The 26,662-nt window shown below is 39.3% G+C and carries 28 protein-coding genes and 1 pseudogene; 14 read left to right on the forward strand and 15 right to left on the reverse strand.

Annotated features, from left to right (window positions below; genetic code table 11):
- Positions 1–11 precede the first annotated feature (11 nt).
- The 3 genes from HMPREF0850_RS09030 to HMPREF0850_RS09040 are packed head-to-tail and all read right to left on the reverse strand — an operon-like array spanning position 12 to position 2,378.
- On the reverse strand, positions 12–908 hold the full coding sequence (locus HMPREF0850_RS09030; protein WP_001210020.1) for an RluA family pseudouridine synthase: 897 nt from the start codon (positions 906–908) through the stop codon (positions 12–14).
- Entirely contained in the window at positions 905–1,723 is an 819-nt protein-coding gene (locus tag HMPREF0850_RS09035) for an NAD kinase (protein ID WP_000799043.1), read from the reverse strand. The genes HMPREF0850_RS09030 and HMPREF0850_RS09035 overlap by 4 nt, the downstream gene beginning before the upstream one ends.
- A complete protein-coding gene (locus tag HMPREF0850_RS09040; protein ID WP_000151563.1) occupies positions 1,707–2,378 on the reverse strand; it encodes a GTP pyrophosphokinase in 672 nt (223 codons plus the stop codon). Before HMPREF0850_RS09040 ends, HMPREF0850_RS09035 begins: the two co-directional genes overlap by 17 nt.
- Positions 2,379–2,506: 128 nt before the next feature.
- On the opposite strand from HMPREF0850_RS09040, the gene HMPREF0850_RS09045 reads away from it, so the two are divergent.
- The 7 genes from HMPREF0850_RS09045 (at position 2,507) to HMPREF0850_RS09075 (ending at position 7,231) form a co-directional block, all read left to right on the forward strand.
- Positions 2,507–3,076: a CYTH domain-containing protein gene (locus HMPREF0850_RS09045; RefSeq protein ID WP_000681299.1), complete on the forward strand. Its 570-nt coding sequence runs from the start codon at positions 2,507–2,509 to the stop codon at positions 3,074–3,076.
- A 67-nt stretch (positions 3,077–3,143) separates the two neighbouring features.
- On the forward strand, positions 3,144–4,103 hold the full coding sequence (locus HMPREF0850_RS09050) for a ribose-phosphate diphosphokinase (protein ID WP_001283842.1): 960 nt from the start codon (positions 3,144–3,146) through the stop codon (positions 4,101–4,103).
- A gap of 9 nt (positions 4,104–4,112) precedes the next feature.
- Positions 4,113–5,228 carry a cysteine desulfurase family protein gene (locus tag HMPREF0850_RS09055; protein WP_000639644.1) on the forward strand — a complete coding sequence of 372 codons (1,116 nt, stop codon included), beginning with the start codon at positions 4,113–4,115 and terminating at the stop codon, positions 5,226–5,228.
- 4 nt (positions 5,229–5,232) lie between these two features.
- Positions 5,233–5,580, forward strand: a complete 348-nt coding sequence (locus tag HMPREF0850_RS09060) for a DUF1831 domain-containing protein (protein ID WP_000863520.1) — start codon at positions 5,233–5,235, stop codon at positions 5,578–5,580.
- 6 nt (positions 5,581–5,586) lie between these two features.
- The gene (locus HMPREF0850_RS09065; RefSeq protein ID WP_009013988.1) at positions 5,587–5,796 is read left to right on the forward strand and encodes a DUF4649 family protein; all 210 of its coding nucleotides are present in this window, start codon (positions 5,587–5,589) and stop codon (positions 5,794–5,796) included.
- 88 nt (positions 5,797–5,884) lie between these two features.
- Complete coding sequence (locus HMPREF0850_RS09070; RefSeq protein ID WP_000653416.1) at positions 5,885–6,526, forward strand: redox-sensing transcriptional repressor Rex; 642 nt, start codon at positions 5,885–5,887, stop codon at positions 6,524–6,526.
- A 15-nt stretch (positions 6,527–6,541) separates the two neighbouring features.
- Complete coding sequence (locus HMPREF0850_RS09075) at positions 6,542–7,231, forward strand: gamma-glutamyl-gamma-aminobutyrate hydrolase family protein (RefSeq protein ID WP_000743326.1); 690 nt, start codon at positions 6,542–6,544, stop codon at positions 7,229–7,231.
- Here HMPREF0850_RS09075 and radC read toward each other — a convergent pair.
- From radC to HMPREF0850_RS09100, 5 genes are all read right to left on the reverse strand, one after another.
- A complete protein-coding gene (gene radC / locus HMPREF0850_RS09080) occupies positions 7,228–7,908 on the reverse strand; it encodes a RadC family protein (protein ID WP_000286939.1) in 681 nt (226 codons plus the stop codon). The two genes, HMPREF0850_RS09075 and radC, sit on opposite strands and share 4 nt — an antisense overlap.
- A 42-nt stretch (positions 7,909–7,950) precedes the next feature.
- Complete coding sequence (gene pcrA / locus HMPREF0850_RS09085; RefSeq protein WP_000992903.1) at positions 7,951–10,242, reverse strand: DNA helicase PcrA; 2,292 nt, start codon at positions 10,240–10,242, stop codon at positions 7,951–7,953.
- 181 nt (positions 10,243–10,423) lie between these two features.
- A complete protein-coding gene (locus HMPREF0850_RS09090) occupies positions 10,424–12,094 on the reverse strand; it encodes a formate--tetrahydrofolate ligase (RefSeq protein WP_000845257.1) in 1,671 nt (556 codons plus the stop codon).
- A 173-nt stretch (positions 12,095–12,267) separates the two neighbouring features.
- Positions 12,268–13,743: a hypothetical protein gene (locus tag HMPREF0850_RS09095; protein WP_000070716.1), complete on the reverse strand. Its 1,476-nt coding sequence runs from the start codon at positions 13,741–13,743 to the stop codon at positions 12,268–12,270.
- Positions 13,736–14,893: a hypothetical protein gene (locus HMPREF0850_RS09100; RefSeq protein ID WP_000346786.1), complete on the reverse strand. Its 1,158-nt coding sequence runs from the start codon at positions 14,891–14,893 to the stop codon at positions 13,736–13,738. The genes HMPREF0850_RS09095 and HMPREF0850_RS09100 overlap by 8 nt, the downstream gene beginning before the upstream one ends.
- Positions 14,894–15,019: 126 nt before the next feature.
- On the opposite strand from HMPREF0850_RS09100, the gene coaB reads away from it, so the two are divergent.
- From coaB to HMPREF0850_RS09125, 5 genes are all read left to right on the forward strand, one after another.
- Entirely contained in the window at positions 15,020–15,709 is a 690-nt protein-coding gene (coaB, locus tag HMPREF0850_RS09105; RefSeq protein WP_000699522.1) for a phosphopantothenate--cysteine ligase, read from the forward strand.
- Positions 15,710–15,720: 11 nt separating this feature from the next.
- Positions 15,721–16,272: a phosphopantothenoylcysteine decarboxylase gene (coaC, locus tag HMPREF0850_RS09110; protein ID WP_001274061.1), complete on the forward strand. Its 552-nt coding sequence runs from the start codon at positions 15,721–15,723 to the stop codon at positions 16,270–16,272.
- On the forward strand, positions 16,256–16,819 hold the full coding sequence (locus HMPREF0850_RS09115; RefSeq protein ID WP_000747404.1) for an ECF transporter S component: 564 nt from the start codon (positions 16,256–16,258) through the stop codon (positions 16,817–16,819). The genes coaC and HMPREF0850_RS09115 overlap by 17 nt, the downstream gene beginning before the upstream one ends.
- A 243-nt stretch (positions 16,820–17,062) precedes the next feature.
- Positions 17,063–17,590 carry an ECF transporter S component gene (locus HMPREF0850_RS09120; protein WP_000354642.1) on the forward strand — a complete coding sequence of 176 codons (528 nt, stop codon included), beginning with the start codon at positions 17,063–17,065 and terminating at the stop codon, positions 17,588–17,590.
- 11 nt (positions 17,591–17,601) lie between these two features.
- Entirely contained in the window at positions 17,602–18,117 is a 516-nt protein-coding gene (locus tag HMPREF0850_RS09125) for a transcription repressor NadR (protein WP_000159165.1), read from the forward strand.
- On the opposite strand, the gene HMPREF0850_RS09130 is transcribed toward HMPREF0850_RS09125, so the two are convergent.
- From HMPREF0850_RS09130 to uvrB, 7 genes and pseudogenes are all read right to left on the reverse strand, one after another.
- Positions 18,114–18,581: an 8-oxo-dGTP diphosphatase gene (locus HMPREF0850_RS09130; RefSeq protein WP_000091555.1), complete on the reverse strand. Its 468-nt coding sequence runs from the start codon at positions 18,579–18,581 to the stop codon at positions 18,114–18,116. The two genes, HMPREF0850_RS09125 and HMPREF0850_RS09130, sit on opposite strands and share 4 nt — an antisense overlap.
- A 23-nt stretch (positions 18,582–18,604) precedes the next feature.
- The gene (locus HMPREF0850_RS0103350; protein WP_000798528.1) at positions 18,605–19,147 is read right to left on the reverse strand and encodes a hypothetical protein; all 543 of its coding nucleotides are present in this window, start codon (positions 19,145–19,147) and stop codon (positions 18,605–18,607) included.
- 105 nt (positions 19,148–19,252) lie between these two features.
- Positions 19,253–20,116, reverse strand: coding sequence for a hypothetical protein (locus HMPREF0850_RS09135; RefSeq protein WP_000722316.1), 864 nt, complete (start codon positions 20,114–20,116; stop codon positions 19,253–19,255).
- Between the two features lie 40 nt (positions 20,117–20,156).
- Entirely contained in the window at positions 20,157–20,783 is a 627-nt protein-coding gene (locus HMPREF0850_RS09140; RefSeq protein ID WP_000699279.1) for an NAD(P)H-dependent oxidoreductase, read from the reverse strand.
- Positions 20,784–20,797: 14 nt separating this feature from the next.
- A pseudogene (locus HMPREF0850_RS13280) lies at positions 20,798–20,997 on the reverse strand (UvrB/UvrC motif-containing protein); the annotation flags it as partial.
- A gap of 80 nt (positions 20,998–21,077) precedes the next feature.
- A complete protein-coding gene (locus HMPREF0850_RS09150) occupies positions 21,078–22,115 on the reverse strand; it encodes an acyltransferase (RefSeq protein WP_000125534.1) in 1,038 nt (345 codons plus the stop codon).
- 41 nt (positions 22,116–22,156) lie between these two features.
- Positions 22,157–24,145 carry an excinuclease ABC subunit UvrB gene (uvrB, locus tag HMPREF0850_RS09155; protein WP_000610428.1) on the reverse strand — a complete coding sequence of 663 codons (1,989 nt, stop codon included), beginning with the start codon at positions 24,143–24,145 and terminating at the stop codon, positions 22,157–22,159.
- A gap of 179 nt (positions 24,146–24,324) precedes the next feature.
- Between uvrB and HMPREF0850_RS09160 the strand changes: the two genes are divergently transcribed.
- Both HMPREF0850_RS09160 and HMPREF0850_RS09165 read left to right on the forward strand, forming a co-directional pair.
- Positions 24,325–25,773, forward strand: a complete 1,449-nt coding sequence (locus HMPREF0850_RS09160) for an amino acid ABC transporter substrate-binding protein/permease (RefSeq protein WP_009013994.1) — start codon at positions 24,325–24,327, stop codon at positions 25,771–25,773.
- The gene (locus HMPREF0850_RS09165) at positions 25,773–26,513 is read left to right on the forward strand and encodes an amino acid ABC transporter ATP-binding protein (protein WP_001096338.1); all 741 of its coding nucleotides are present in this window, start codon (positions 25,773–25,775) and stop codon (positions 26,511–26,513) included. Before HMPREF0850_RS09160 ends, HMPREF0850_RS09165 begins: the two co-directional genes overlap by 1 nt.
- The last annotated feature ends 149 nt before the right edge of the window (positions 26,514–26,662 follow it).

Below are 26,662 nucleotides of genomic sequence, written 5' to 3' on the forward strand. Positions count from 1 at the left end.
CAAAATAGATTTTAAAGAGTATTAGTTGATAACTGAATAATAAGATTGTTAAAATCATCTGGCAAAGGGCTTTCCAGCTCCAGCTGACGCCCTAAGAAGGGATGATAAAAGGATAAGGAATGACAATGTAAGGCCTGGCGTTGAATACCATCTTCTAGGCTGCCTCCATAGAGATCATCTCCCAACAAGGGGAAGCCAATATGAGAAAAATGCACTCGAATCTGATGAGTTCGACCAGTATGCAGGCGAATATCGACTAGGTGAATATTTCCATAAGAAGCCACAACTTTGTAAGATGTATGGGCGTATTTCCCACCTTTGGCGACCCGTCTCGTGATAATGGAGTCCACATCACGCGCAATCGGGGCGATAATTTCCCCTTCAGGCTCCAAGACACCAGCTCCTTTAACTAAAGCAAAGTAACGTTTTTCGATAGACTTTCGTTGCAGTTGCTTGTCTAAACGTGCATGAGCATAGCCGTGCTTAGCAAAGAGCATCAAACCAGATGTATCTCTATCAAGCCTGGTCACAATGTGAACCTGCTGGTTTTCATATCCCCTCTTGACATAGTAGCCCTTGATGAAATTGGCAATGGTATTAGAGTGATTGACACTGGGAATGGATGCTATTCCATAAGGCTTATTCAAAACCAGAAAATGGTCATCCTCATACAAGATATCTAGTGGTCGATCAATGGCTTTAAGGCTCTCAAATCCTTCCTCTGCTGGAATGTCAATAGTTACCCTGTCTCCAATATCTAAGAGATAAGTCGCATTTTGAGGTCGGTCATTGACCAGAATAGCACCGCCTCGAAACTTTATCTTAGCTAAAAGTCCTTTAGAAACCTCGTGTTTCTTCAGAAAAGTTTTGACTTTGACATGTTCATCTGTGATAAATTCGAACCTCATTCGTCCACCTCGCCGATGAAGGCATCTTTGACGCGATTCCAGAAACTAGTGTGACTTGGCGTCGCTACGAAGTGTATCTTGTGATGGTCGATTTGGTACTCAATCCGTTCTATATTTCGGAAAGAATAGATGCTATTGTCAACCGATAACGTGTGATAGTCATTACGAGTCGGTAAAAGCTCAATTTTATCTTTCTTCGGAACGATTATCGAAGAACCAAGTGTTCGATAAACTCTGTTGTTAAGACTCGCTATTTCAGTCAACTGCAAGGCCTCAATAGTAGGATGCAAGACAGCTCCACCCAAGGACTTGTTATAGGCAGTGCTTCCGGTCGGGGTTGAAACAGTCACACCATCTCCACGAAAACGTTCAAATGGAACGTGGTTAATAATGATATCCGCAACCATGGTGCGATCAGACCTGCGGATGCTGGCTTCGTTTAATGCACGGAAGGTCTTAATTTCTCCGTTTTCAAGTGTCACCTTGACATTCAAAACAGGATAGGAAACCTTGGCACCAGTATCCAGTTGGAGATTGGTAACCAACTGGTCCAACTCAAAGTCACGATAATCCGTATAAAATCCTAAATGTCCTGTATGTACGCCAATAAATCGAACTTTATCTAACTGATTCTCGTACTTGTGAAATGCAGACAAAAGCATCCCATCCCCACCAATTGATATGACGATGTCAGGATTGGTGTCGTTGAGTATAAAATGATGTTTTTTCAACTGGTCTTTCAGCTCATACAAAACCTTTTGACTCTGCGGTTTTCTATTTGCAATCAGATCAATTCGTTTACCTGTATTCTTCATCTGTATCGTCACTATTTCCTACACCGTCGTTTAGTTTTCTACTCAAAGGATCAAAGAGCGCCTGTGCTTCCTGAATATCATCACGAATTTTCCCCATTTCTTCATCCAATTGATGGGAAATTCTAGCTGTAATCTCCAAGCGTTTCTTGATCTCCTCTGGGAAATCCCCCTGATACTTATAATTGAGCGAATGCTCAATCGTAGCCCAAAAATTCATGGCTAAAGTCCGGATTTGAATTTCAGCCAGAATCGTCTTAACACCACTGATGGTGTCAACTGTATACTCTACCACCACATGATAGGAGCGATAGCCCGAAGCCTTCCGATGCGTGATGTAGTCACGTTCCTGTACTACTCTCATATCATGGCGTTTGCGTAAAATCGCAACAACTTCCTGAACATCATCGACGAACTGCACCATGACCCGCAAACCCGCGATATCCTGTAAGTCATGTTCCAAAGTATCGTAGCCAATCCCTCTGCGATTCATTTTTTCCTTAATACTTTCAATCGGCTTCACCCGTCCAGTAACAAACTCAATCGGAGAATGCTTGTTTTGTTTACGATACTGTTTGCGAATCCCACGAAGTTTAATCTTCAATTCACCAACAGCTTGAATGTAAGGATCTAAAAATTCTTCCCATTCTATGGTCATATTTTCTCCCTTTTGGTATGTGATTGTGTTGTTGAAAATTTTTGATTTTTTCACTACAATCATATACAATAAATACATTGTCCATTATACCATAAATCGCTTTCAAAGATAGAAAAAAGGTTAGAAAAATGAAACATTTAGAAATTGAACTGAAAACACTACTGAAAAAAGAGGATTACGATCATTTAAAAGAGCAGTTTTCCCATATCCAACCCGTCCTACAGAAAAACTACTACATTGATACGCCAGATTTCAAATTGCGAGAAAAGAGGGTTGCCATGCGCATTCGCACCTTTTCAGATTGGGCAGAGTTGACCTTGAAAGTACCTCAAACCGTAGGAAATATGGAATACAACCAGAAACTAACTCTTCCAGAGGCTGAATCTTACCTAGAAAAACAAATACTTCCTCAAGGACTCGTTCTAGAGGAACTTGCTAAGATTGGTATTGAAAGCCAAGACTGGTTTGTTCTGGGTTGTCTTTCAACTCTTCGTTACGAAATGGAAACGTCGATTGGTCTAATGGCACTAGATGAAAGTCACTACTTTGATCATACAGACTATGAACTCGAGCTTGAAGTCACAGACCATGAAAAAGGGAAAGCTGATTTTCAGAAATTCTTAGAAGAAAATCAGATCACTTATCAGAAAGCTCCTTCAAAATTAATTCGTTTTATTAAAAGCATGAAAAAATGCTGAAATAATCTCCATTTTCTGGTAAAATAATGGAGATAAAATATTTAGAGTTTACAGAGGACGGTCTATAATGTCAGATAGAAACAACATGAAACTTTTTGCACTTAATTCCAATCATGAAATTGCACAAAAAATCGCAGAAACGGTTGGGGTACCTCTCGGAAAATTATCTTCTCGCCAATTTTCTGATGGTGAAATCCAGGTCAACATTGAAGAGAGTGTCCGCGGTTACGATGTCTACATCATCCAATCAACCAGCTACCCCGTTAGCAACCACTTGATGGAGTTGTTAATCATGGTCGATGCTTGTGTACGTGCAAGTGCTCATAGTATCAACGTTGTTCTTCCTTACTTTGGTTATGCTCGTCAGGATCGTATCGCTTCTTCTCGCGAACCTCTCACTGCAAAACTGGTTGCCAATATGCTTGTCAAGGCTGGTGTAAGTCGTGTTCTAACTCTTGATTTGCACGCTGTTCAGGTTCAAGGTTTCTTTGACATTCCAGTAGATAACCTCTATACAATTCCTCTCTTTGCTAAACACTACAGCGATAAAGGGTTGCTGGGATCAGATGTCGTTGTTGTAAGTCCAAAAAACTCTGGTGTCAAACGTGCCCGTAGCTTAGCTGAATATTTAGATGCACCAATCGCAATCATCGACTATGCTCAAGACGATTCAGAGCGTAGCCAAGGCTATATCATCGGTGATGTTGAAGGCAAGAAGGCCATCTTGATTGACGATATCCTAAATACTGGACGTACTTTCTCAGAAGCAGCAAAAATCGTCGAACGTGAAGGTGCAACTGAAATCTATGCGGTATCCAGTCATGGTCTCTTTGTAGAAGGCGCTGCTGACCTTCTTGATGCTACTAACATCAAAGAAATCCTTGTGACAGACTCAGTAGCCACAAAAGAAAGAACTCCGAAAAATGTGTGCTACATTACCGCTAGCGAATTGATTGGTGATGCCATCGTCCGTATCCACGAAAGAAAACCAGTTAGCCCACTCTTTGCATATAATAAAAAGGAATAAGGTGATTCTTTGATTTATTTGGACAATGCTGCCACTACTCCAATGTCAGCAGTAGCTATCGCAGAAATGACCAAGGTCATGCAAGAAACTCATGGTAATCCTTCTAGTATTCATAGTCATGGTCGGCAGGCTGGTAAACTGCTCCGTGAAGCCCGTCAGGAGTTGGCTCACCTACTTGGAACCAAGCCACAACGAATCTTTTTCACATCTGGCGGTACAGAAAGTAACAATACCGCTATTATCGGCTATTGTCTCCGCCATCAAGAGCGTGGAAAACACATCATCACGACAGCTATTGAGCACCATTCTGTGCTTGAGACCATTGATTACCTGGTGCAACATTTTGGCTTTGAAACGACCATCATCCAACCAGTAAATCAAGAAATCACTGCGCAGCAAATTCAAGAAGCGTTACGTGACGATACCATTCTAGTTTCTACCATGTATGCCAATAATGAAACGGGTAGTCTCTTACCTATCGCTGAAATTGGACATATTTTAAAAGAGCATCCTGCTGCTTATCATGTTGATGCTGTTCAAGCTATCGGAAAAATCCCTATCCATCCTGAAGAATTAGGAATTGATTTCCTTAGTGCTTCCGCTCACAAGTTCCATGGACCAAAAGGAGTTGGCTTTCTTTATGCTTCTTCCACGGGCTTTGATTCCTACCTTCACGGTGGCGATCAAGAACAAAAGAAACGGGCTGGAACAGAAAACCTTGCTGCCATCGTCGGTATGGTTGCTGCCCTCAAAGAAGACTTGGATCATCAGGCCGAGCATTACCAAAAACTAGAGGGATTAAAAACTGCTTTTCTTGGTGAAATTGCGGAACTCGACTTCTATCTCAACGAAAGCAAACACCAACTTCCTTATGTTTTCAACATTGGCTTTCCTGGTCAAAAAAATGACTTACTCTTGCTTCGGTTAGACCTTGAAGGAATCTCAATCTCAACTGGTTCAGCCTGTACTGCTGGTGTTGTGCAGACCAGTCATGTACTCGAAGCTCTTTATGAATCGGATTCCCATCGTTTAAAAGAGTCTGTCCGTATTAGTCTGTCCCCTCTTAATACCGAGAACGAACTGAAACAACTGGCACAAACCTTAAAAAATATTATTGGAGATTAACCTAATGGCATTCGAAAAAACCATTAAACTACAAAACTGCCGCTACGACTATACACTTAGTCCATCTGTAAAAAAGTTTACACTAAAAGACAATACTTTCTTTGAAACAAAAGTCGGAAACTACGAACTGACTCGTCTACTTGAAAAAGTTCCTAATAGTGGTGAAGGTTTCCTACTAAAAATTATCATCAACAAAGAGCTTACAGGTGTTAAAATTAATATCACTGACAAATCAGGTCTTCGTTTGGTCAATATCTTTAAATCTGAAGAACACCATATCCACCAAGAGAAATTCTACTTCCTCATGGACAGTTTAGTAGAACGCGGTATCTTCACTAAAGAAGAAAGATAGTTTGCTATGTATCGTCTCACATATAAAGATAGCTATCAGGTAGAACGCACACTTGAATTTTCCGATTACGAAGAGCTTATGCTATCACTATCAGGCTGTGTCACCCTGCCCGACACTCTCCTAATCAGCTCCTTAACACTGAATGATAAAGTGATTTATCAAGGATTAGTTGGCGATCTCTACCGTTTTTTATCACAAACTAATTTTTCAGATTAAAACTAAGATTTTCTTAGTTTTTTCTTGTTTTTGTTGATTTTTTTCACAAGGTTTCTATAAAATAGAAGAATAGAAAGGTTGTGATTTTGTGAAAGATAAACAGTCTGCTATTCCAAAAGCAACAGCAAAAAGACTCTCTCTTTACTATCGAATTTTCAAGAGATTTCATGCAGAAAAAATTGAACGTGCCAACTCTAAGCAAATTGCAGAGGCTATCGGTATCGATTCTGCGACTGTCCGTCGAGATTTCTCCTATTTTGGTGAACTTGGTCGTCGTGGATTTGGTTATGATGTCAAAAAATTGATGACGTTTTTTGCTGATCTCCTAAATGATAACTCGATTACTAATGTTATGTTGGTTGGAATCGGAAATATGGGACACGCCCTTCTCCACTACCGCTTCCACGAGCGTAACAAGATGAAAATTATCATGGCCTTTGACCTAGATGACCATCCAGAAGTTGGGAGCCAGACACCTGATGGAATTCCAATCTATGGTATCTCTCAGATTAAAGAAAAGATCAAAGAAGCAGATGTCAAAACTGCTATCCTAACTGTTCCAAGTGTTAAATCACAGGAAGTTGCTAATCTTTTGGTCGATGCGGGTATAAAAGGTATTCTTAGTTTTTCACCCGTCCATCTCCACCTTCCAAAAGATGTAGTCGTTCAGTATGTCGATTTGACAAGCGAACTCCAAACTCTCCTCTATTTTATGCGTAAAGAGGATTAGAAAGCGAAAGCATTTATGAAAAAACCAGTTATTGGGATTACAGGAAATGAAAAAGCTCATCCAGATGATGATGTCATGATGAGCTATGCGGCAAAAGGCTTTGTTGAAGGAGTCAAGGACGCTGGCGGAATTCCAATCATCCTACCGATTGGTGATCAAGAAATGGCTGCCTATTACATCAGTATCATTGATAAGCTTATCCTAACGGGTGGGCAAAATGTTGATCCAAAATTCTATGGTGAACCAAAGGCTATTGATAGTGATGACTATCACCTTCAAAGAGATATTTTTGAACTAGCACTTATCAAAGAAGCCATCAAGCAGAAGAAACCAATTTTCTCTGTTTGTCGGGGTACTCAACTTTTCAATGTTGCTATGGGGGGCACACTTCACCAAGATATTGAAGATCATTGGCAGGACTGTTCAGCCGAATACACGACCCAACGCCTCGTAACGGAACCTGATACCATTCTCCGAGAAATCTACGGAGAAATCTCTCATATCAACTCCTTCCACCATCAGAGCATTAAAGATCTAGCTCCTAATCTTAAGGTTGTAGCACATGATCCTAAAGATGGAATAATTGAGGCTGTGACAACTACGGACGGATTTCCTTATCTTGGTGTTCAATGGCATCCTGAATTTCTCTTTGAGAACCGCCCCAAGGATAAAACACTATTTGACTATGTTGTTAACGAACTCTAAATCAAATCCGTCTTTTCACGGTAACTAAAGTAATCCGAGTGAGAGACAATCAGGTGGTCCAAGAAAACAATCCCCATCAGTTCGCAGGCTTCCTTGACTAGCTTAGTGACATGATCATCATTTCGACTAGGAGATACAGCACCAGATGGATGATTGTGAACGAGAATCACAGAGGTAGCCATATGCTTCAAAGCATAGTGAAGGATTTCCCTCGGTTCAGCAATGCTGCGTGTCGCAGAGCCGATAAAAATAGTTTGCTGATGGATGATTTGATTTTGAGTATTGAGATAGAGCGCCACTAGGTGCTCTTGTTTTTTGTCACCAAGTTCCTGTTGCATTTTCTTTGCTAGCTTTTGACTACTGAGAATACTTTCCATCTCAAGGGTTTCATGTTTGTGAATACGATGTCCCAGTTCAATCACAGCTTGTAGTTCAATGGCTTTAATACGTCCAATACCAGACAGACTTTGCAATTCCTGCAGAGTCATTTTTTTCAAATCAGTTAAGCTGTTGAGACTATTCAAGACTTTTTGGGCAATTTCAAAAACGTTTGCTTGACGCGTTCCTGTTCTGAGCAGAATAGCTAGTAACTCTTGATTGCTCAGAGCCTCTACTCCTTCTTTAACCAGTCTTTCTCTCGGTAAAAGTGAATCTTCTTGGAATGAAATACTATACATAAAAATCCTCCTCACTTTATTATTCGTGAGAAGGATGGAAAATTAGATTTTTTTCTCAATTGGGGCTACACTGGCTAGGAGTTTTTTCAGCCCTACTTCTGGGAAATTGATTTTTAGTTCCTGAGTATCACCGCTACCTGAGACTTCCAGAACAGTTCCCTCTCCCCATTTCTTGTGAAGTGCAATATCTCCAATAGACCAGCTTGTATCAGTCGAATCTTTTTTATTTCCAGCTGCAAACTGTCCAAATGGAAGACTACTTGACGGGATAGAGCTTGGTGCGGCATTGCGTTTCCGTTCTTGAAGGGCCTGAGCTAAGCTCATACCTTGACCAAATGCCACTCCACCACTGCTATAAGATGCCTTAAAACTGGTATTCGCTGGCCGAGCCAAGCCTTGATAGTCAAGTAAGTCCGAACTGATTTCATTGATAAAACGAGTTGGACGATTGTAGCTAGTACGCCCAAAAAGCAAACGTGAGTTGGCATTGGTCAGATAGAGGATTTTTTCTGCGCGCGTAATACCTACATAGGCCAAACGGCGTTCTTCTTCTAGCTCATCAGGATCTTCAGCTGCGCGACTAAGCGGAAAGACATTTTCCTCCATCCCGATGATAAAGACAACTGGGAACTCGAGTCCCTTAGCTGCATGGAGTGTCATCAAAGTCACCTCAGATGTCTCCTGACTGCCCGAATCCGTGTCTGCAATCAAAGCCAAGTCATTCAAGAATCGACTGAGTTTGTCCAAACCAGTTTCTTCTTCCTGACTATCAGGGTTGTCATCAAAGTTTTTGGTAACAGATAGGAACTCTTCGATATTTTCAACCCGCGCCTTACTTTCCAAGGTTGCCTGAGCATTAAGAATATCGATATAACCTGTTTTTTCTAGAACAGCCTCCACTAGCTCGGTGATAGTTAATTGATCCAGTTGCTCCCGCAAATCCAGAATCATATTTGCAAAATCCCAGATAGACTGGGCTGCTTTCCCTTTGATGCCAGACAACATGATATTGGCTGAAGCATCTAGCATGGACATGTCTTGCATATTAGCAAAATCACGGATTTTCTCAACCGTTCCTGGGCCGATTCCACGTTTTGGCTCGTTGATAATGCGCTCAAAACTGATATTATCACTCAAATTGGCAATGAGGTTAAGATAAGCGATAATGTCACGGATTTCCTTACGGCTGTAGAACTTGGTCCCGCCGACCATAGTATAAGGAATATTGGACTTTAGGAGGGCTTCCTCAATAGTACGGGATTGTGCATTAGTCCGATAAAGAACTGCAAAATCCTTGTGGAGGAAGTTTTGAGTTCGACCAAGTTCATCGATGGTTTTTGCTACAAAAACAGCCTCGTCTTGTTCGTCATTTGCACGATAGTAAATAATCTGCTCTCCATCCGCATTCTGAGTCCAGAGATTCTTGGGGCGGCGATTTTGATTATTTTTGATAACGTCATTGGCTGCTTGAAGTATGGTTTTGGTTGAACGATAATTTTCTTCTAGCAAAATCACCTTGGCGTTAGGGTAATCTTTCTCAAAATCCAAGATATTCTGCATATCAGCCCCACGCCAACCGTAGATAGACTGGTCCGCATCACCGACCACGCAGATGTTTTTAAAGCGTGAAGCCAAGAGTTTGACCAGTTGGTACTGGGCATGGTTGGTATCTTGATACTCATCAACATGGATGTACTGAAACTTCTGCTGGTAGTAGGTCAAGACGTCGGGATTCTGATCAAAGAGGCGCAGGGTCAACATGATCAAATCATCAAAGTCAACAGACTCAGACTGACGAAGCTCTTTCTGATAGGCTGTATAACACTGGGCTACGATTTGCGTATACATATCACCAGCTTGAGCAGCATAAACCACATCATCAATCAAGTCATTCTTAGCATTGGAAATGGTTCCCAAAATAGTCCGTTCATTCCATTTTTTCGGATCTAGGTTTAATTGCTTGAGAATACGTTTCATGAGAGTTCTCTGTTCCCCAGGATCTACAATAGTAAAATTACGATTGTAGCCAATATGATCCGCATCACGACGCAAAATACGAACACACATAGAGTGAAAGGTCGCAATCAGACAGTCCTGAGTAGCTGGATTGAGCCCATAGGCACGCTCCTTCATCTCACGCGCAGCCTTATTGGTAAAGGTAATGGCCAAGATATTCCAAGGATTAACCATTTTTTCATCAATCAAGTAGGCGATTCTGTGAGTTAAAACACGAGTCTTCCCAGAACCAGCCCCAGCCATGATCAATAATGGACCTTCTGTCGTTTGCACCGCCTCAGCCTGACGGTCATTCATTCCATTCAATAATGCGTTCATTTTCTCTTCCTTACTCTTGAAGTCAATGTTTCTATTATATCAGAAATCAGGGAAAATATCTTTACCTAGACTGGTTGCTTGTAGAAGAAAACTCTCTCATCAGCTGAAGACAAGGCCTTATATCTAGATAAGAAAAAGAGCTTGAATAGCATTTCCAAACTCTTTAAATATCATCTAAATATTAGAACAATCCTAGAACGGTTCCATCGCTTTCAACATCCATGTTGAGAGCGGCTGGTCGTTTTGGAAGGCCTGGCATGGTCATAACATCACCAGTTAGGGCAACGATGAAGCCTGCCCCCAATTTTGGTACCAATTCACGAATGGTAATTTCAAAGTTTTCTGGTGCTCCAAGTGCATTTGGATTGTCAGAAAAACTGTACTGAGTTTTAGCCATACAGATTGGCAATTTGTCCCATCCATTTTGAACGATTTGAGCAATTTGCGTTTGAGCTTTCTTCTCAAAGTTCACTTTGCTACCACGATAGATTTCAGTGACAATTTTTTCAATCTTTTCTTGGGCAGAAAGGTCATTGTCATAAAGACGAGTGTAGTTGGCTGGATTTTCAGCAATAGTCTTAACAACCGTTTCGGCAAGCGCTACGCCACCTTCTGCACCATCAGCCCAGACACTAGCCAATTCTACTGGAACATCGATTGAGGCACAAAGTTCCTTCAAAGCTGCGATTTCAGCTTCTGTATCAGTGACAAACTCATTAATCGCAACAACTGCTGGAATACCAAACTTACGGATATTCTCAACGTGGCGTTTTAAATTAGCAAAACCTGCGCGAACTGCTTCTACATTTTCCTCTGTCAAAGCATCCTTAGCCACACCACCATTCATCTTAAGGGCACGAAGGGTTGCGACGATGACTACTGCATCTGGAGAAGTTGGCAAGTTTGGTGTCTTGATATCAAGGAATTTCTCGGCACCAAGGTCCGCACCAAAACCAGCTTCAGTAACAGTATAATCAGCCAAGCGAAGAGCTGTGCTTGTTGCCAAAACAGAGTTACATCCATGAGCGATATTGGCAAATGGACCACCGTGTACAAAGGCAGGTGTTCCGTAAATTGTCTGAACCAAGTTCGGCTTAATAGCATCCTTCAAAATCAAAGCCAAAGCACCTTCAACCTGCAAATCACCAACAGAAACTGGTGTACGGTCATAGCGATAACCGATAACAATATTAGCCAAACGACGTTTCAAATCTTCAATATCAGTCGCCAAGCAAAGAATCGCCATAATTTCGGAAGCAACGGTAATGTCAAAACCATCCTCGCGTGGAATACCATTTAGAGGGCCACCAAGTCCAACGGTAACATGACGAAGGGCACGGTCGTTCAAGTCAACGACACGTTTCCAGAGAATGCGACGTTGGTCGATTCCCAGCTCATTCCCTTGGTGCAAGTGATTGTCAATCAAGGCAGAAAGAGCATTGTTGGCAGTTGTAATAGCATGCATATCTCCAGTAAAGTGGAGGTTGATGTCCTCCATTGGCAACACTTGGGCATAACCACCACCGGCTGCACCACCCTTAATCCCCATTACTGGACCAAGAGACGGTTCGCGGATAGCAATCATCGTTTTCTTACCAATTTTATTCAAGGCGTCTGCAAGACCAATGGTAATGGTTGACTTCCCTTCACCTGCAGGCGTTGGGTTGATGGCAGTTACCAAGATCAATTTCCCAACTGGATTGCTCTCAACTGCACGAATTTTATCAAAGCTGAGCTTAGCCTTGTACTTTCCGTACAGCTCCAAATCGTCGTAAGAAATACCAAGCTTCTCCACAACATCAACGATCGGCTTCAACTCAATACTCTGCGCGATTTCAATATCTGTTTTCATAACAAACTCCTCTAATCTCTAATGTGATAATTCATTATAACACAAAACAAGATTTTTAACACTATTAAACCCTTAAAACGTTCGTGAATATCCTAAATTTCAAGATTTTTAGAGCCCTTTGAAAAATTTTATATGGCTTTATAGTTTTAGACTATAAAGAATCTGAAAATGATCTAGGAAAGAAAATAACTATCAATTTCAGTCAAATCATGAAGAATTTTTTTATCTTCGATTTCTAATTTTTCCGCCATCTCAATAGAGTACTCAAATCTAAGTTTAGTATTTATTGACAAATCAAACGAATACTCTTGTATTTCACCCAGTTTTTTATATTTTTCTATGATTTCGTTATAAATTGTAAGATAATGCTTATCTAAAATTTTTATGTAATTATTCAGATTTTCCTTATAGTCTTGAATTATTTTTTGTTCGCTATCATTTAATATTCCCTTCCCTATTTCCCAAATGATTGAACTAGCTATTGAACCTACTATAGAACCTAGAACTGGTATAGGAATCGTTGCTTGACCAATACAAGCACCAATTGTTGCAAAGGAAGCATCTATTACATTTAATGTCAAGAGATTCATAAGTTCATCTTGAGTTATTTCAGAAGATCTAAATCTCAAAACAACATCAATCATTCCATAAGTAGCCATTACTAAAGCACTGGCATTTGGAGCACTAATACCAAAGACGTTTGTTAATCCGTAAATGGAATAACCAGATATTGCCCCCTTTACAACTCCTTCAGCTGTGTCCAATCCACAATCTAACCAATCTGATTCTTCGAATTCAAAAATACTTTTTCCTTCTTTGTATTTTCCATATACACTTGACAACAAAGCTAAACCACCCTGTAAAAACGCTGCGTTTCTTGCAACCTTGCTAGCTTCTTTTAAATTTGGTAATGCATGTTTTTGCGCTACTAATCGTTTTCCATTTAATTCTTGTTGTTTCAGTCTAACTGTTTTACGAATATTCTTCTCTTCAGAACCTAAAAGAGAATGAATTGAATTTTTTTGAGCATCATTATAATTTAAAACAGAAGATTTCATCCAAGATTTGTATGAAGTAAGTCCTTTACTTTTGGTAATATCATTGATTGTTTGCCGTATATCCGTAATTTGTTTAATAGATAATCTTTTACCATTAAATTCAACTTCTTTTGCTCCAGCCATTATTTTTTCAAATACTAGCACGTGATCTTTTGGAAACATCATTTTCATTTTTGCACTGTAAAGAAATGATTGATCCAGTTCATCACGTAAATTATTATAAAACTTCATTTGAATGGTATTTCTACCAATTAATAAATCGGCAGGTCCATTATCATTCAATACTTTTACAATAGGATTTAATCCTTCAATAGCTCTCCTCGCATTTACAATCCCAGCTTCTGCAAATTCAGCGATAAAGCCGTGACCACCGTTCTCTCCTCCACGCTTCTTTAGAATAACATCTTCAATATTATCTCTAGTATGGTTTAAGATTTTTGAGACATTATCCTTGTTTAAGATGACTTTACACGCTTCATCCTCTATGATTTTCATAGCAATTTGTAAGTCTTGAATCCTTAAATTATTTAAACAATTGACATATGCACCAATACCTTGGTTAAAAGCTTGATTAAAAATCTGGTTACTCATTTATTCTAATTTCCTTATTTACCATAGCGGTTAATGATAGAGTTGAATTCACTAAAGCACCTGCCTGATATTTTTCATCTTCAGTAAATAAGCTATAGTCCATCCCAGTTAAAGATAAATTGGCTAAATAAATTCCTTCTGTTTGTTTTTCAGTTAGTTCTATTAATTCCGTAACTTCTATTACTTTTTCTTTAAGTTGTCTAGCCAACAATTCTACCTTTTTCTGTTCCTCCATAGCCTCTTTTGCAACTTCTTCATTTTTCCTATTAGCTACTACACCAGCGCCTATAGAAGCGGTCAACATAGCGCCTGCAATTCCCCAACCGACAGGACCAGCCAATGCTAAAAATGCGTTACCGGCTGCCACTCCACCGCCACCAGCTGCTACACTTCCACCACCTAACCAAGCCAGAGCGGCGCTATTTGCTGCAGCACCTGACAAACTTGAAATTGCAGTACCTGTTGATGCAACACCAAATGTAGTTGCAACACCCATAGCGGCAGTAGGCCCTAAAGTTGCAACTGTTACTCCTAATGCGCTAAGTGAAGCCGTAGCCGCTGTGCTACCACTTGCTAATTCAGCTTCCTTAATTGACTGTGAAATAGCAATTTGCTTATCTTCAAAATTTTGAATTTCAACATCAATTGCTTCTAATTTTGTTTCAAACTCTTTTGGTTTATTTGCTAGTTTGTTAATTCTTTCTTCAACAATTTTTACAACTTTGATAGCTTTATCCCTAACCTGATAAAGCTCTATTGATTTATTAGCCAAGCTATCAGCTTCCTCATTATAACAACTAATAGCTTCATTATATCCATCAACAGCTTCTTGTCTTAGTTTAGAATTAAAAAGGTCTACCGATTCAATTTGTTCTTTTGTATTATTCGCTATTTTCCCAGCTTCGTTAAATGTTTCAGAAGTCACATTTGTTATCTGATGTGCTACATCTCCGGCAACTCCAACAGCTTTCTCTGAGACAACATTACCAACTTGGCTTGATACTTCACCTATAGTTTTTACAGATTCTGTAATAACTTCTCCAGTAAATTTACTCGCTTCATTTAAGGCTTCGCTAGTAGCAGAACCGACATCATTCAATACTTTTCCAGCTTCTTTTACAATATTGTCCGCAAATTTTAAAAAATCCATAGTAATACCCCTTTTAATTTACTTAGATTCATTATCTTATTTATTACTATAAATGTCAATAATAATATATTTTTCTTTTAAATGCTTTCATTTTACTTAACGTTTATTTTTGTGTACAATAGTCCTATGAAAATTTTAGTTACGTCGGGCGGTACGAGTGAAGCTATTGATAGCGTCCGCTCTATTACGAACCATTCCACTGGTCGCTTGGGGAAAATCATCACAGAAACCTTGCTTGCTGCAGGGCATGAAGTTTGTTTGATAACTACTAACAGAGCTCTTAAGCCAGAACCTCGTCCCCATTTAACCATTCGAGAAATCAAAAATACTAATGATCTTCTTTTAGAGATGAAAGAGCATGTTCAAAATTATCAGGTTCTGATTCATTCTATGGCAGTTTCTGACTACACTCCTGTTTATATGACGGGGCTTGAGGAAGTTCAGGCTAGCCCTAATTTAGAAGAATTTTTAAGCAAGCAGAATCATCAGACTAAGATTTCTTCAACTGATGAGGTTCAGGTCTTATTCCTGAAAAAAACACCCAAAATCATCTCTCTGGTCAAAGAATGGAATCCTGCCATTCATCTGATTGGGTTTAAATTGCTGGTTGATGTCTCTGAAGATTATCTCATTGAGATTGCTCGAAAGAGTCTTGTCAAGAACCAGGCAGACCTAATCATTGCAAATGACCTTACTCAAATCTCAGCGAATCAACATCGAGCAATCTTTGTTGAGAGAGAGCATCTTCAAACTGTTCAAACCAAAGAGGAAATTGCAAGCCTCCTCCTTGAAAACATTCAAGCATACGATTCTTAGAAAGGAAAGCCATGGCCAACATTCTGATCGCAGTGACAGGTTCCATTGCCTCCTATAAATCAGCCGACCTGGTCAGTTCTTTGAAAAAACAAGGCCATCATGTCACTGTCCTAATGACTGAGTCGGCAAGAGAGTTTATCCAACCTTTGACACTACAAGTCCTCTCTCAAAATCCTGTCCACCTTGATGTCATGCAGGAACCCTATACTGATCAAGTCAATCATATTGAAAGAGGCAAAGAAACCGACCTTTTTATCGTCGTCCCCGCTACCGCTAATACCATTGCCAAACTTGCGCATGGTTTTGCGGATAACATGGTTACGAGTACAGCTCTTGCCCTGCCAGACCACGTCAAAAAGTTAGTCGCACCAGCCATGAACACAAAAATGTATAACCATCCGGCAACTCAGGCTAATCTAAAAACATTAGAGACCTATGGTTATCAGATTATCTCACCAAAGGAATCTCTACTAGCCTGTGGCGATTACGGAAAAGGCGCCCTAGCTGACCTGAATACTATTTTAGAAAGAATAAAGGAAACCCTCGATGAAAAAACGCTCTAATATTGCGCCCATTGCAATCTTTTTTGCAACTATGCTCGTTATCCACTTTTTAAGTTCAATCCTGTTTAATCTTTTCCCATTTCCAATCAAACCAACTATCGTGCATATTCCTGTTATTATTGCAAGTATTATTTACGGCCCACGAGTTGGTGTTACACTTGGTTTCTTGATGGGGCTACTTAGCTTGACGGTCAACACGATTACAATCCTTCCAACCAGCTATCTATTCTCACCTTTTGTACCAAACGGAAACATCTATTCCGCAATGATCGCCATCCTACCTCGCATTTTGATTGGTCTCACACCTTATTTAGTTTATAAATTATTGAAAAACAGAACAGGCCTCATCATTGCCGGAGCTCTCGGTTCCCTTACCAACACCGTCTTTGTCCTTGGGGGAATCTTCTTCCTTTTCGGAAATGTCTTCAATGGCAATATCCAAAAACTCCTAGCAACTGTCATCTCTACAAACTCAATTGCTGAACTCCTCATCTCAGCCATCCTAACTGTAGCAATTGTCCCACGTCTCGAAACCTTGAAGAAATAAAAAAACAACTCCACTTTCGTCCTGAAGGTGGAGTTTTAGTTTTCACAAGTAAAGGCTCATCTTCTACTCATAAAAAGTTATTTACCAAGGAGTCATTCGTTCAAAATTTTGAAAATATATGAAAATTTTTTGAATTTACCACCTATACTTTTGAAAATTTCCAATAAAATCAAAATAAATTCTTGACATGTCTATCTATTTATTGTACTATACTTGTGTATATACAGTTAAATGGAGGTTCTTATGGATATACGGAAAAAAACGCAGTTTATGACCATGACTGCCCTACTCACTGCAATAGCGATTTTGATTCCAATCATTATGCCTTTTAAAATCGTTATCCCACCGGCTTCTTACACCTTGGGAAGTCATATCCCCATCTTTATCGCCATGTTTCTTTCGCCTTTGATGGCTGCTTTTGTGATTATTGCTTCTAGTCTTGGCTTCCTGATGGCAGGCTATCCCATGGTTATCGTCCTGCGCGCCTTCTCTCACATCGTTTTTGGTACTTTGGGGGCTTTGTACTTAAAGAAATTCCCTGAAACCTTGGATAAACCAAAGACATCTTGGATTTTTAACTTTGTTTTGGGTGTTGTTCATGCTATCGCTGAAGTAATAGCTTGTATCATCTTCTATGCTACTTCAGGGACAAATGTTGAAAATATGTTTTATGTTCTCTTTGTTCTAGTTGGTTTTGGTACAATTATCCATAGTATGGTAGACTATACATTAGCACTAGCTGTCTTTAAAGTGCTTCGAAAACGTCGCTAAAAGGAAAAACTATGACAAAGGATCGCAAACAAGCTCTTCTCAAACTTTTAAAAGAGTCACCAAAAGCTCTCAATGGTCAAACCTTGGCTGAACACTTTCATGTCACACGCCAAATCATCGTCCAAGACATTGCCATCTTGCGAGCCGACGGCGCTCCTATCTTGTCAACCAATCGTGGTTATATCTACAAAGAAAATGATGCCAACCCCTACGTCCACAAACTCTTTAAAGTGAAACATGAACTGGAAGAAATTGGTCAGGAACTTTTGGCTATAGTAGATAATGGCGGACGCGTTCAAAATATCTTAATTGATCATCCCGTTTATGGTGAAATTGAAACCCTGCTCAAACTCACCTGCCGCCGAGATGTCCAGCACTTTCTGGAACAAGTCGAGAATTCAGACTTTAGACCACTTTCTGAATTGACAGACGGCATCCATTACCACCTTGTTGAGGCCGAGACACAACAAGACCTCCACTATATCGAGGAGGCCTTGGATCAGTTAGGCTATTTGGTAAAGGATTAGAAAATTTTCTTTTCCCAATCGTCTTCTGTACGGCGGGGGTAGAAAAATTCAGACTTGTCAGGTGCTTCCATCATCTCCATCAAGGGTAGCATATCATAGGCCAGATCCAAGTTTGGAATCTGGTCTTTTTGCACCCAAGATACTTCTCCTTCTTCTGAGGATTGGAGATTTCCAGTAAACTCTGTCGCCTTATAGCAAACGACGATGTAGCGCTCACCTGTATCTAGTGGCCAATTTTTAATGCCGACAAGTTGAGGATTTTGGATAGTCAATCCTGTTTCTTCATAGATTTCACGAATGACAGACTCTGCGAAAGCCTCGCCATTTTCTACATGACCTCCTGGAAAGGCATAACCAGACCAGCGATTCTCTTCAGGAGAGCGATATTGCATGACTACTCGCTGATTTTTAAGGTCTTCAATCAGACAAATGTTTGTTAAAATCGTTAATTGGGAGCGGGACATAAATTTACTCACTTTCTAAGTTGTTATATAATTTTTTCAGACTTGATGTCAGATTTCATGATAAAGGGATTGATCAGCTCATGATAATAGTATACATCATGAAGCAAATATCCTTTTGTTATGACAATTTCTTGTTCCCTAACTTCATAATCAATAGTGATTGGAACAGGAGGATTTGGAATAAGAGCGAAGACGACAATTACAAATAACCAAATATAAAAACTACAAATCGCACTGCGCACTCCTTCAAGGAAGCGATATTTCCCCTTTAAAAAGTAAATAAAAATATGCGAAATAGAGAGAATAATTGGAACAAAAATCCCTGTATTCCACGCTATGGGAATAAATTTCAGTCCAAATATCCCAAATAGAAGATCAAGAATTGCAAAGGACCTCAAAAAGCGAATAAATAGAGTAAAAATTAGAAGAAAGAGCCAAATATTCCAAATAATCGGAGTAAATGATAAACCAAATGACCATAATATGAAATGAGCGATAACAAATGCTATCAGTAAGGAATATAGGACAGTATAAATAAGCTTGTTAAAAGTACTTGAATTTTTCACTATTTATTTCTCCTTTAAATTCAAACTACTAACTAATGACTAATATCCATCACTTTTAAATTATCTCGTCTATTATTTTAACACAAATTATTACATATAAAATTTTTAGTTAAAATTACTTCCATAATAGAGCATCTTATGGTTTTGAATCTTTAAAGGGACACTACTACCTGAACGATATCCTTTAGCACCATAGTAGTAAGAAACCTCATAAAAAGCATCTGGCAACTCGGCATTATCTATCCCATTTGAAATAAATCCTGTCAGTCCGCCTTCACTATCAAAATAATCTTTCTCACCCTCTTCTAAAACAGTATCGCGATAGATGATGTATCCTTTAATCATTTCTTTTCCCAAGAATTCATCAATAGGAATATCATACAAACCTTGAAAAGCTTTCCCTTCCTTACGGTTCTTTTCAATGAGATCATAATAGTCTTGAATATCCCCAGATTCAGTATCGACACTCCAGTAACTATTTACGAATTCCAAATTGGGATTTTCATATTGCTTAAAAAAATTCTCTACCTTCTCTTTGTGAGAAATACTGACAGGATGTTGGTTGAGTAGTTTATGAGCCATGTCTGAAAATTCTTGTAACATGGTTTTCGTAGTCCCATCATAGGCTAGTTCTTCATCAGTCTTTTGGGGATTGTATTTTGAGGACTTTGGACGATAAAACAAGGCATGACTCACAGTGACTCTACTTCCATCAACTTCTTCACTATAATTGTATTCAATTTTGTATTTTTCAGAAGTCCATTTATCTCTAGAAAACCTCGTAACCTTCATATCTCCTTTAAAACCATACAAATCAAGGGTTCTTCTTACTGCTGTCTCTACTTCCGCTTGATTTGCTTCAGGAAAAATATCATAAGTTGTTGTAAAGATAAGGAAGGCAAAACGTAGAATAAAGAATAAAGGGACAATATTTACAATGAAGAAAATTAACAGTAAAATTTTTTTCATTACTAGCTTCTCCTAGATAAACATATTTAAATTTATTTCACTAATCCAACGCCTTGACTTCCTCAGCTACTTTTTGCAGATATTTTTGTCTTGTAGAATTTGTATTCACCTCACGCCCTAACTCACCTAAAATTGAAACTTTCTTTGTTTTGATACCACAATGATTCAGGACAGCATTCTTTAATACTGATATTCCATAACTGTCTGGAATATTGATAGAACCTGAAAATACTTTGTACCACCATGTTGGTGCCATGGATGTTGCGTAAATACTGGCTGTTTTTCCTTTTAGTAACTTTTTAAACTGCTGACCCCTTAAGTAGTTCCAAATAAAACTTCCTTGGTTATTTGCAGAGTATGCAATTCCTGGCGTGAAAACACGATCAATCCAACCTTTCAATAGACTAGGCATACTACTCCACCAAATTGGATAAACAAAAATGAAATGATCTGCCCACTGGATTAGTTCCTGGGAGCGACGTATGAAAGAGTCCTCTTCCATACGTTTTCGATAACCACAACGTAATACAGGATCAAAATCTATCTCATTTAGGTTAATAGATTCAAGCTCATGGCGATTTGAGTCAATATTTTCTACAATCGTTCGAAAAATTTCTTGACAGAAACTTCCCTTGTCAGGATGTCCATTGATGACTAAAATTTTCATTCATTTTCTCCTATCTAATCCAACACTTTGACTTCTAGCATCATACCACGTATCTGAGTTGCTAGTTCAAAATCAAGCACTTCGACGGCTTCTTGCATTTGTTTTTCCAGTTTCTTGACGAGTTCTTTATGCTTTAGTTTTTGAGGTTATTGATATCGACTTCCTTGTCCTCTTCTTTGGAAACTGCCTTGGTCACGGCAATAAGGTCACGTATAATCTCAGTAAACCTTAAGTTCTCAATACAGTGTATATTTTAGTGCCTCTTGCTCCTATTTTTAATAAGACAATAAAGTTTTAAGTCTGTTTAAGATTTTTAAAACTCTTGATTAAAGTAAGAATATACGCCATTAATTTATTTCTAAAATACTCAATGATAGCACCAGAAAAAAACAGGATCAGTGTCATAACTAGAATAATAATGACAAACATGTAAAATTCTTGTTCTTCAACTAAAGTATGGATGGTTGGTATAATTCTTCTAAAAATAAGAGGATGTACATGAAACAGATAAACACCCAAAGTTAGTGGAGATACTAAAAGAACTAGTTTCTTAAAAGTTAAGGGAAGATTTTTAATATTCAAAAAGAGTAAAAATATTGCTATTCCTTGCAGTGTGACCGTTGGAGAAATATAACTTCTCCACTGTTCAAAACCAAGCCAGCATAATATAAAAGTTAAACTAGTTAGAAATAAAATGAATCCACTAACATTACGTATTTGAAAACGACTTTCGTAATTTGATTTTCTAATTATTGCTCCCAAAGTGTACAAGAGGATCATCCATAATACACTATAACCACCCCACAAGCCCAGAATATCTTGTTTAAATACCGTGGGTATGACAGAAAAGTATATAAACGCTCCACTAACAATTGGAAGCAATTGTTCTTTTTTCAATATCAGCACTGCTTGATTCAAAAATGGTGCTATTAAGACTAAACCAAAATAGCAACTCATATACCAATACTGTCCATGACTTATTGGAGTTAAAGCTGAAAACCAATCACTTAAGTTGACAGATGATTTTGAAAAAATAGCAAATACAAAAGTAATTGAAATAGTATAGAAAATAATCTGTACCCAAAAACTAAACATTTTTTTATAACTAAATTGTGAATAAAGACCGACATACCCACTGATTAAAATATAAATATTTACAGCTGAATATGAGAAAGCTTCTAAAAAATTTGCAAAAATATAGTAAAGATCTTTTTGACTATCAACTTTCTCCAAAATTCCTCCCATACCTAAAACATGTAAATTGCAAATCATCAACATAGCTAAAATTCTACAACATTCAATGCCTATGTGTTTAGTTTTTTTTGCTGTCATATTATGTCTTTCTATATATTTCTATTTCTTTATAATTTTTTTCAGTTTAACGCCTTGACTTCCAGCATCATATCACGTATCTGAGCTGCCAGTTCAAAATCAAGTACTTCGACGGCTTCTTGCATTTGTTTTTCGAGTTTCTTGACGAGTTCCTTGCGTTCATGTTTGTTGAGACTATTGATATCGACTTCCTTGTCCTCTTCCTTGGCAACTGCCTTGGTTACAGCAATCAGGTCACGGATTTCTTTCTTAATTGTCTGAGGTACAATACCATGTTCTTCATTATAGGCCATCTGGATTTTCCGACGACGGGCCGTTTCATCGATAGCACGTTGCATAGACTGAGTCATCGTGTCCGCATACATGATGACATGCCCTTCGCTATTACGGGCAGCACGACCAATGGTCTGGATGAGGCCACGTTCGTTACGAAGGAAACCTTCCTTGTCAGCATCTAGAATAGCAACCAAGCTTACCTCAGGAACGTCAATCCCTTCACGGAGCAGGTTGATTCCGACCAAGACATCAAAAACACCCAAGCGCAGGTCACGGATAATCTCCGTCCGCTCCAAGGTCTTGATATCCGAGTGCATGTACTTGACTTTGATCCCCATTTCCTTGAAGTAGTCAGTCAGGTCTTCTGCCATTTTCTTGGTCAAGGTGGTAATAAAGGTTCGCTCATTTTTTTCAACACGGGCATTGATTTCACCTAAGAGGTCATCAATCTGTCCCATAGTCGGACGAACTTCCACTTCTGGATCCAAGAGTCCTGTTGGACGAATGATTTGCTCAATCACTGTCTCGGTCTGTTCATTTTCGTAGTCGCCTGGTGTTGCTGAAACGTAAACAATCTGATGAACATGACTCTCAAACTCCTCCCGACGGAGAGGACGATTGTCCAAGGCTGACGGTAAACGGAAACCATAATTGACCAACATTTCCTTACGCGAACGGTCTCCATTGTACATACCTTTGATTTGCCCCATGGTCATGTGACTTTCATCAATCATAATCAAGAAATCATCTGGGAAGAAGTCAAGAAGCGTATAAGGAGGCTCTCCTTCACTACGACCATCCATGTGACGAGAGTAGTTCTCAACCCCATTTGTATAACCCATCTCACGTAACATCTCAATATCATACTCTGTGCGCTGCTTCAAACGCTGGGCTTCTAGCAGTTTACCTTCCTTCTCAAAGACAGCTAACTGCTCCTCCAACTCTGCTTGAATCTTGGCAATAGCAACCTCCATGTGGTCGTCATTAGTCACAAAGTGAGTGGCAGGGAAAATCGCCAAATGATCCACTTCACCAAGGACTTGACCTGTCAAAGCCTCAACCTCACGGATACGGTCAATCTCATCCCCGAAAAACTCTACTCGAAAAGCGTGTTCATCTCGGGATGCTGGGAAAATCTCCACCACATCCCCACGCACGCGAAATCTTCCCCGTTGGAAATCAATATCATTGCGCTCAAACTGGATATCCACCAAGTCATTCAAGAGTTTATCACGAGAAATTTCAAGACCTGGACGGAGACTTACAACACTATCAGCGTATTCCTTTGGCGAACCCAGACCATAGATACAAGAAACAGAAGCCACAACGATGACATCATTGCGCTCCAGAAGTGCTGAAGTCGCTGAGTGACGAAGCTTGTCAATCTCGTCATTGACTGAACTGTCCTTCTCAATATAGGTATCACTAGAAGGAACATAGGCCTCGGGTTGGTAATAGTCATAGTATGAAACAAAGTACTCAACAGCATTTTCAGGGAAAAATTCCTTAAACTCCCCATAGAGCTGACCAGCTAGGGTTTTGTTATGGGCAATGACCAAAGTAGGTTTATTGACTTTGGAAATGACCTGACTCATGGTATAGGTCTTCCCAGTACCAGTCGCCCCCATCAAAATTTGGGCCTTTTCTCCACCCTCGATATTGTCAACCAACTGCTCAATCGCTTGGGGTTGATCTCCTGAAGGTTGGTATTTTGATACTAGTTTAAATTGATTGTCTGTAATCCGATTAATCATAATTACCTCGTACACACTTTCTATCCTTCTATTTTACCATAAATTCCATTAGATTCTTTATCTATTGATTTAGCAAATTTGCACTCTTATGTCATATCTTCTTACATAAAAATCATTAAAATTTGCCTTCTGGCTTTTTTTCTGTTATAATTAAAAAATATTCAGAAAGGAGACTAAAAATGAAGAAAAAAATCCTAGCATGTTTGCTCATTTTATTTCCCATTTTCTCACTAGGAATAGCAAAAGCTGACACTGTTAAATCAAAGTATATTATTGCAAGTGATTCATCTTTTGCACCTTTTGTATTTCAAAATTCAAACAACGAGTATACTGGTATTGATATGGACTTGATTAAAGCTATTGCCAAAGATCAAGGTTTCGAAATTGAGATTACTAACCCAGGTTTTGATGCAGCGATCAGTGCTGTTCAGGCCGGACAAGCTGATGGTATTATTGCTGGTATGTCTGTTACGGATGCTCGTAAAGCTACATTTGATTTCTCTGATTCCTACTACACTGCTAATACTATTCTTGGTGTGAAAGAATCCAGTACCATTGCTTCTTATGAAGATCTCAAGGATAAAACAGTTGGTGTTAAAAACGGGACAGCTTCTCAAACGTTCCTTACTGAAAACCAGAGCAAATACGGCTACAAGATTAAAACCTTTTCAGATGGATCATCTATGTATGACAGTCTCAACACTGGAGCTATCGATGCCGTGATGGATGATGAGCCCGTTCTCAAATATTCTATCAGTCAAGGACAAAAATTGAAAACGCCAATCGCTGGGACTCCAATCGGTGAAACAGCCTTTGCCGTAAAAAAAGGAACAAACCCTGAATTGATCCAGATGTTCAATAAGGGGCTTGCTAACCTCAAAGCAAACGGTGAATTTCAAAAAATTCTCGACAAGTATCTAGCTAGCGGAGCAGCAACTACTTCTACAATTACAGTTGACGAAACTACTATCTGGGGCTTGCTTCAAAACAACTACAAACAACTCCTTAGCGGGCTTGGAATCACTCTCGCTTTAGCACTTATCTCGTTTGCGATTGCCATTGTAATTGGGATTATCTTTGGTATGTTTAGCGTTAGCCCATACAAATCTCTTCGTCTTATCTCTGAGATCTTCGTTGACGTTATCCGTGGTATTCCCTTGATGATTCTTGCAGCCTTCATCTTCTGGGGAATTCCAAACTTTATCGAGTCCATTACAGGCCAACAAAGTCCAATTAACGACTTTGTAGCTGGTACCATCGCCCTCTCACTCAATGCTGCTGCTTATATCGCTGAAATCGTTCGTGGTGGGATTCAAGCTGTTCCAGTTGGGCAAATGGAGGCCAGCCGAAGCTTGGGTATCTCTTATGGAAAAACCATGCGTAAGATTATCTTGCCACAAGCAACTAAATTGATGTTGCCAAACTTCGTCAACCAATTCGTTATCGCTCTTAAAGATACAACCATCGTATCTGCTATCGGTTTGGTGGAACTTTTCCAAACTGGTAAAATCATCATCGCTCGTAACTACCAAAGTTTCAAGATGTATGCAATCCTTGCTATCTTCTATCTTGTAATTATCACGCTTTTGACTAGACTAGCGAAACGCTTAGAAAAGAGGATTCGTTAATGGCAAAACTAAAAATTGATGTAAATGATTTACATAAGTATTATGGAAAAAACGAAGTTTTAAAAGGCATTACAACTAAGTTCTATGAAGGAGATGTTGTTTGTATCATCGGTCCATCTGGTTCTGGTAAATCGACCTTCCTCCGTAGCCTTAACCTTCTCGAAGAGGTAACGAGTGGCCATATTACAGTGAATGGTTATGATCTGACTGAAAAATCAACCAATGTCGACCATGTTCGCGAAAACGTCGGAATGGTCTTCCAACACTTCAACCTCTTTCCTCACATGTCCGTCCTAGAGAATATCACTTTTGCACCTATTGAACACAAACGGATGACCAAAGAAGGAGCTGAAAAATTGGGGATGGAGTTGCTGGAGAAAGTCGGTCTTGCAGACAAGGCTAATGCTAACCCAGATAGCCTATCAGGTGGTCAGAAACAGCGTGTAGCCATCGCTCGTGGACTTGCCATGAATCCTGATATCATGCTCTTTGATGAGCCAACTTCCGCTCTGGACCCTGAAATGGTTGGAGATGTACTGAATGTTATGAAGGAATTGGCAGAGCAAGGCATGACTATGATCATCGTAACCCACGAGATGGGATTTGCTCGTCAGGTGGCCAACCGTGTTATCTTTACGGCTGATGGTGAATTCCTAGAAGATGGAACTCCAGATCAAATCTTCGATAACCCACAACACCCTCGTCTAAAAGAGTTCTTGGATAAGGTCTTAAATGTATAAAACAAAACTGTAAGGTTCTCCTTACAGTTTTTTAATTGCGTATTGGATTTTTTGATTTTTTTGAAAATTATGATAAAATAAAAACTATGATAATGAGGAAATCTCATCCCTAGTCCAACTAGGAAAAAATATAGAAATTAGGTAGCTAG

Source organism: Streptococcus sp. M143 (genome assembly GCF_000162495.1).
Lineage (GTDB): Bacteria > Bacillota > Bacilli > Lactobacillales > Streptococcaceae > Streptococcus > Streptococcus dentisani.

Bases quoted from the DNA above. Each gene is read 5' to 3' on its own strand.
- HMPREF0850_RS09030 (WP_001210020.1), bottom strand. From the start codon at position 908: ATGAGGTTCGAATTTATCACAGATGAACATGTCAAAGTCAAAACTTTT.
- HMPREF0850_RS09035 (WP_000799043.1), bottom strand. From the start codon at position 1,723: ATGAAGAATACAGGTAAACGAATTGATCTGATTGCAAATAGAAAACCG.
- HMPREF0850_RS09040 (WP_000151563.1), bottom strand. From the start codon at position 2,378: ATGACCATAGAATGGGAAGAATTTTTAGATCCTTACATTCAAGCTGTT.
- HMPREF0850_RS09045 (WP_000681299.1), top strand. From the start codon at position 2,507: ATGAAACATTTAGAAATTGAACTGAAAACACTACTGAAAAAAGAGGAT.
- HMPREF0850_RS09050 (WP_001283842.1), top strand. From the start codon at position 3,144: ATGTCAGATAGAAACAACATGAAACTTTTTGCACTTAATTCCAATCAT.
- HMPREF0850_RS09060 (WP_000863520.1), top strand. From the start codon at position 5,233: ATGGCATTCGAAAAAACCATTAAACTACAAAACTGCCGCTACGACTAT.
- HMPREF0850_RS09065 (WP_009013988.1), top strand. From the start codon at position 5,587: ATGTATCGTCTCACATATAAAGATAGCTATCAGGTAGAACGCACACTT.
- HMPREF0850_RS09075 (WP_000743326.1), top strand. From the start codon at position 6,542: ATGAAAAAACCAGTTATTGGGATTACAGGAAATGAAAAAGCTCATCCA.
- radC (WP_000286939.1), bottom strand. From the start codon at position 7,908: ATGTATAGTATTTCATTCCAAGAAGATTCACTTTTACCGAGAGAAAGA.
- pcrA (WP_000992903.1), bottom strand. From the start codon at position 10,242: ATGAACGCATTATTGAATGGAATGAATGACCGTCAGGCTGAGGCGGTG.
- HMPREF0850_RS09090 (WP_000845257.1), bottom strand. From the start codon at position 12,094: ATGAAAACAGATATTGAAATCGCGCAGAGTATTGAGTTGAAGCCGATC.
- HMPREF0850_RS09095 (WP_000070716.1), bottom strand. From the start codon at position 13,743: ATGAGTAACCAGATTTTTAATCAAGCTTTTAACCAAGGTATTGGTGCA.
- HMPREF0850_RS09100 (WP_000346786.1), bottom strand. From the start codon at position 14,893: ATGGATTTTTTAAAATTTGCGGACAATATTGTAAAAGAAGCTGGAAAA.
- coaB (WP_000699522.1), top strand. From the start codon at position 15,020: ATGAAAATTTTAGTTACGTCGGGCGGTACGAGTGAAGCTATTGATAGC.
- coaC (WP_001274061.1), top strand. From the start codon at position 15,721: ATGGCCAACATTCTGATCGCAGTGACAGGTTCCATTGCCTCCTATAAA.
- HMPREF0850_RS09115 (WP_000747404.1), top strand. From the start codon at position 16,256: ATGAAAAAACGCTCTAATATTGCGCCCATTGCAATCTTTTTTGCAACT.
- HMPREF0850_RS09120 (WP_000354642.1), top strand. From the start codon at position 17,063: ATGGATATACGGAAAAAAACGCAGTTTATGACCATGACTGCCCTACTC.
- HMPREF0850_RS09125 (WP_000159165.1), top strand. From the start codon at position 17,602: ATGACAAAGGATCGCAAACAAGCTCTTCTCAAACTTTTAAAAGAGTCA.
- HMPREF0850_RS09130 (WP_000091555.1), bottom strand. From the start codon at position 18,581: ATGTCCCGCTCCCAATTAACGATTTTAACAAACATTTGTCTGATTGAA.
- HMPREF0850_RS09135 (WP_000722316.1), bottom strand. From the start codon at position 20,116: ATGAAAAAAATTTTACTGTTAATTTTCTTCATTGTAAATATTGTCCCT.
- HMPREF0850_RS09140 (WP_000699279.1), bottom strand. From the start codon at position 20,783: ATGAAAATTTTAGTCATCAATGGACATCCTGACAAGGGAAGTTTCTGT.
- HMPREF0850_RS09150 (WP_000125534.1), bottom strand. From the start codon at position 22,115: ATGACAGCAAAAAAAACTAAACACATAGGCATTGAATGTTGTAGAATT.
- uvrB (WP_000610428.1), bottom strand. From the start codon at position 24,145: ATGATTAATCGGATTACAGACAATCAATTTAAACTAGTATCAAAATAC.
- HMPREF0850_RS09160 (WP_009013994.1), top strand. From the start codon at position 24,325: ATGAAGAAAAAAATCCTAGCATGTTTGCTCATTTTATTTCCCATTTTC.
- HMPREF0850_RS09165 (WP_001096338.1), top strand. From the start codon at position 25,773: ATGGCAAAACTAAAAATTGATGTAAATGATTTACATAAGTATTATGGA.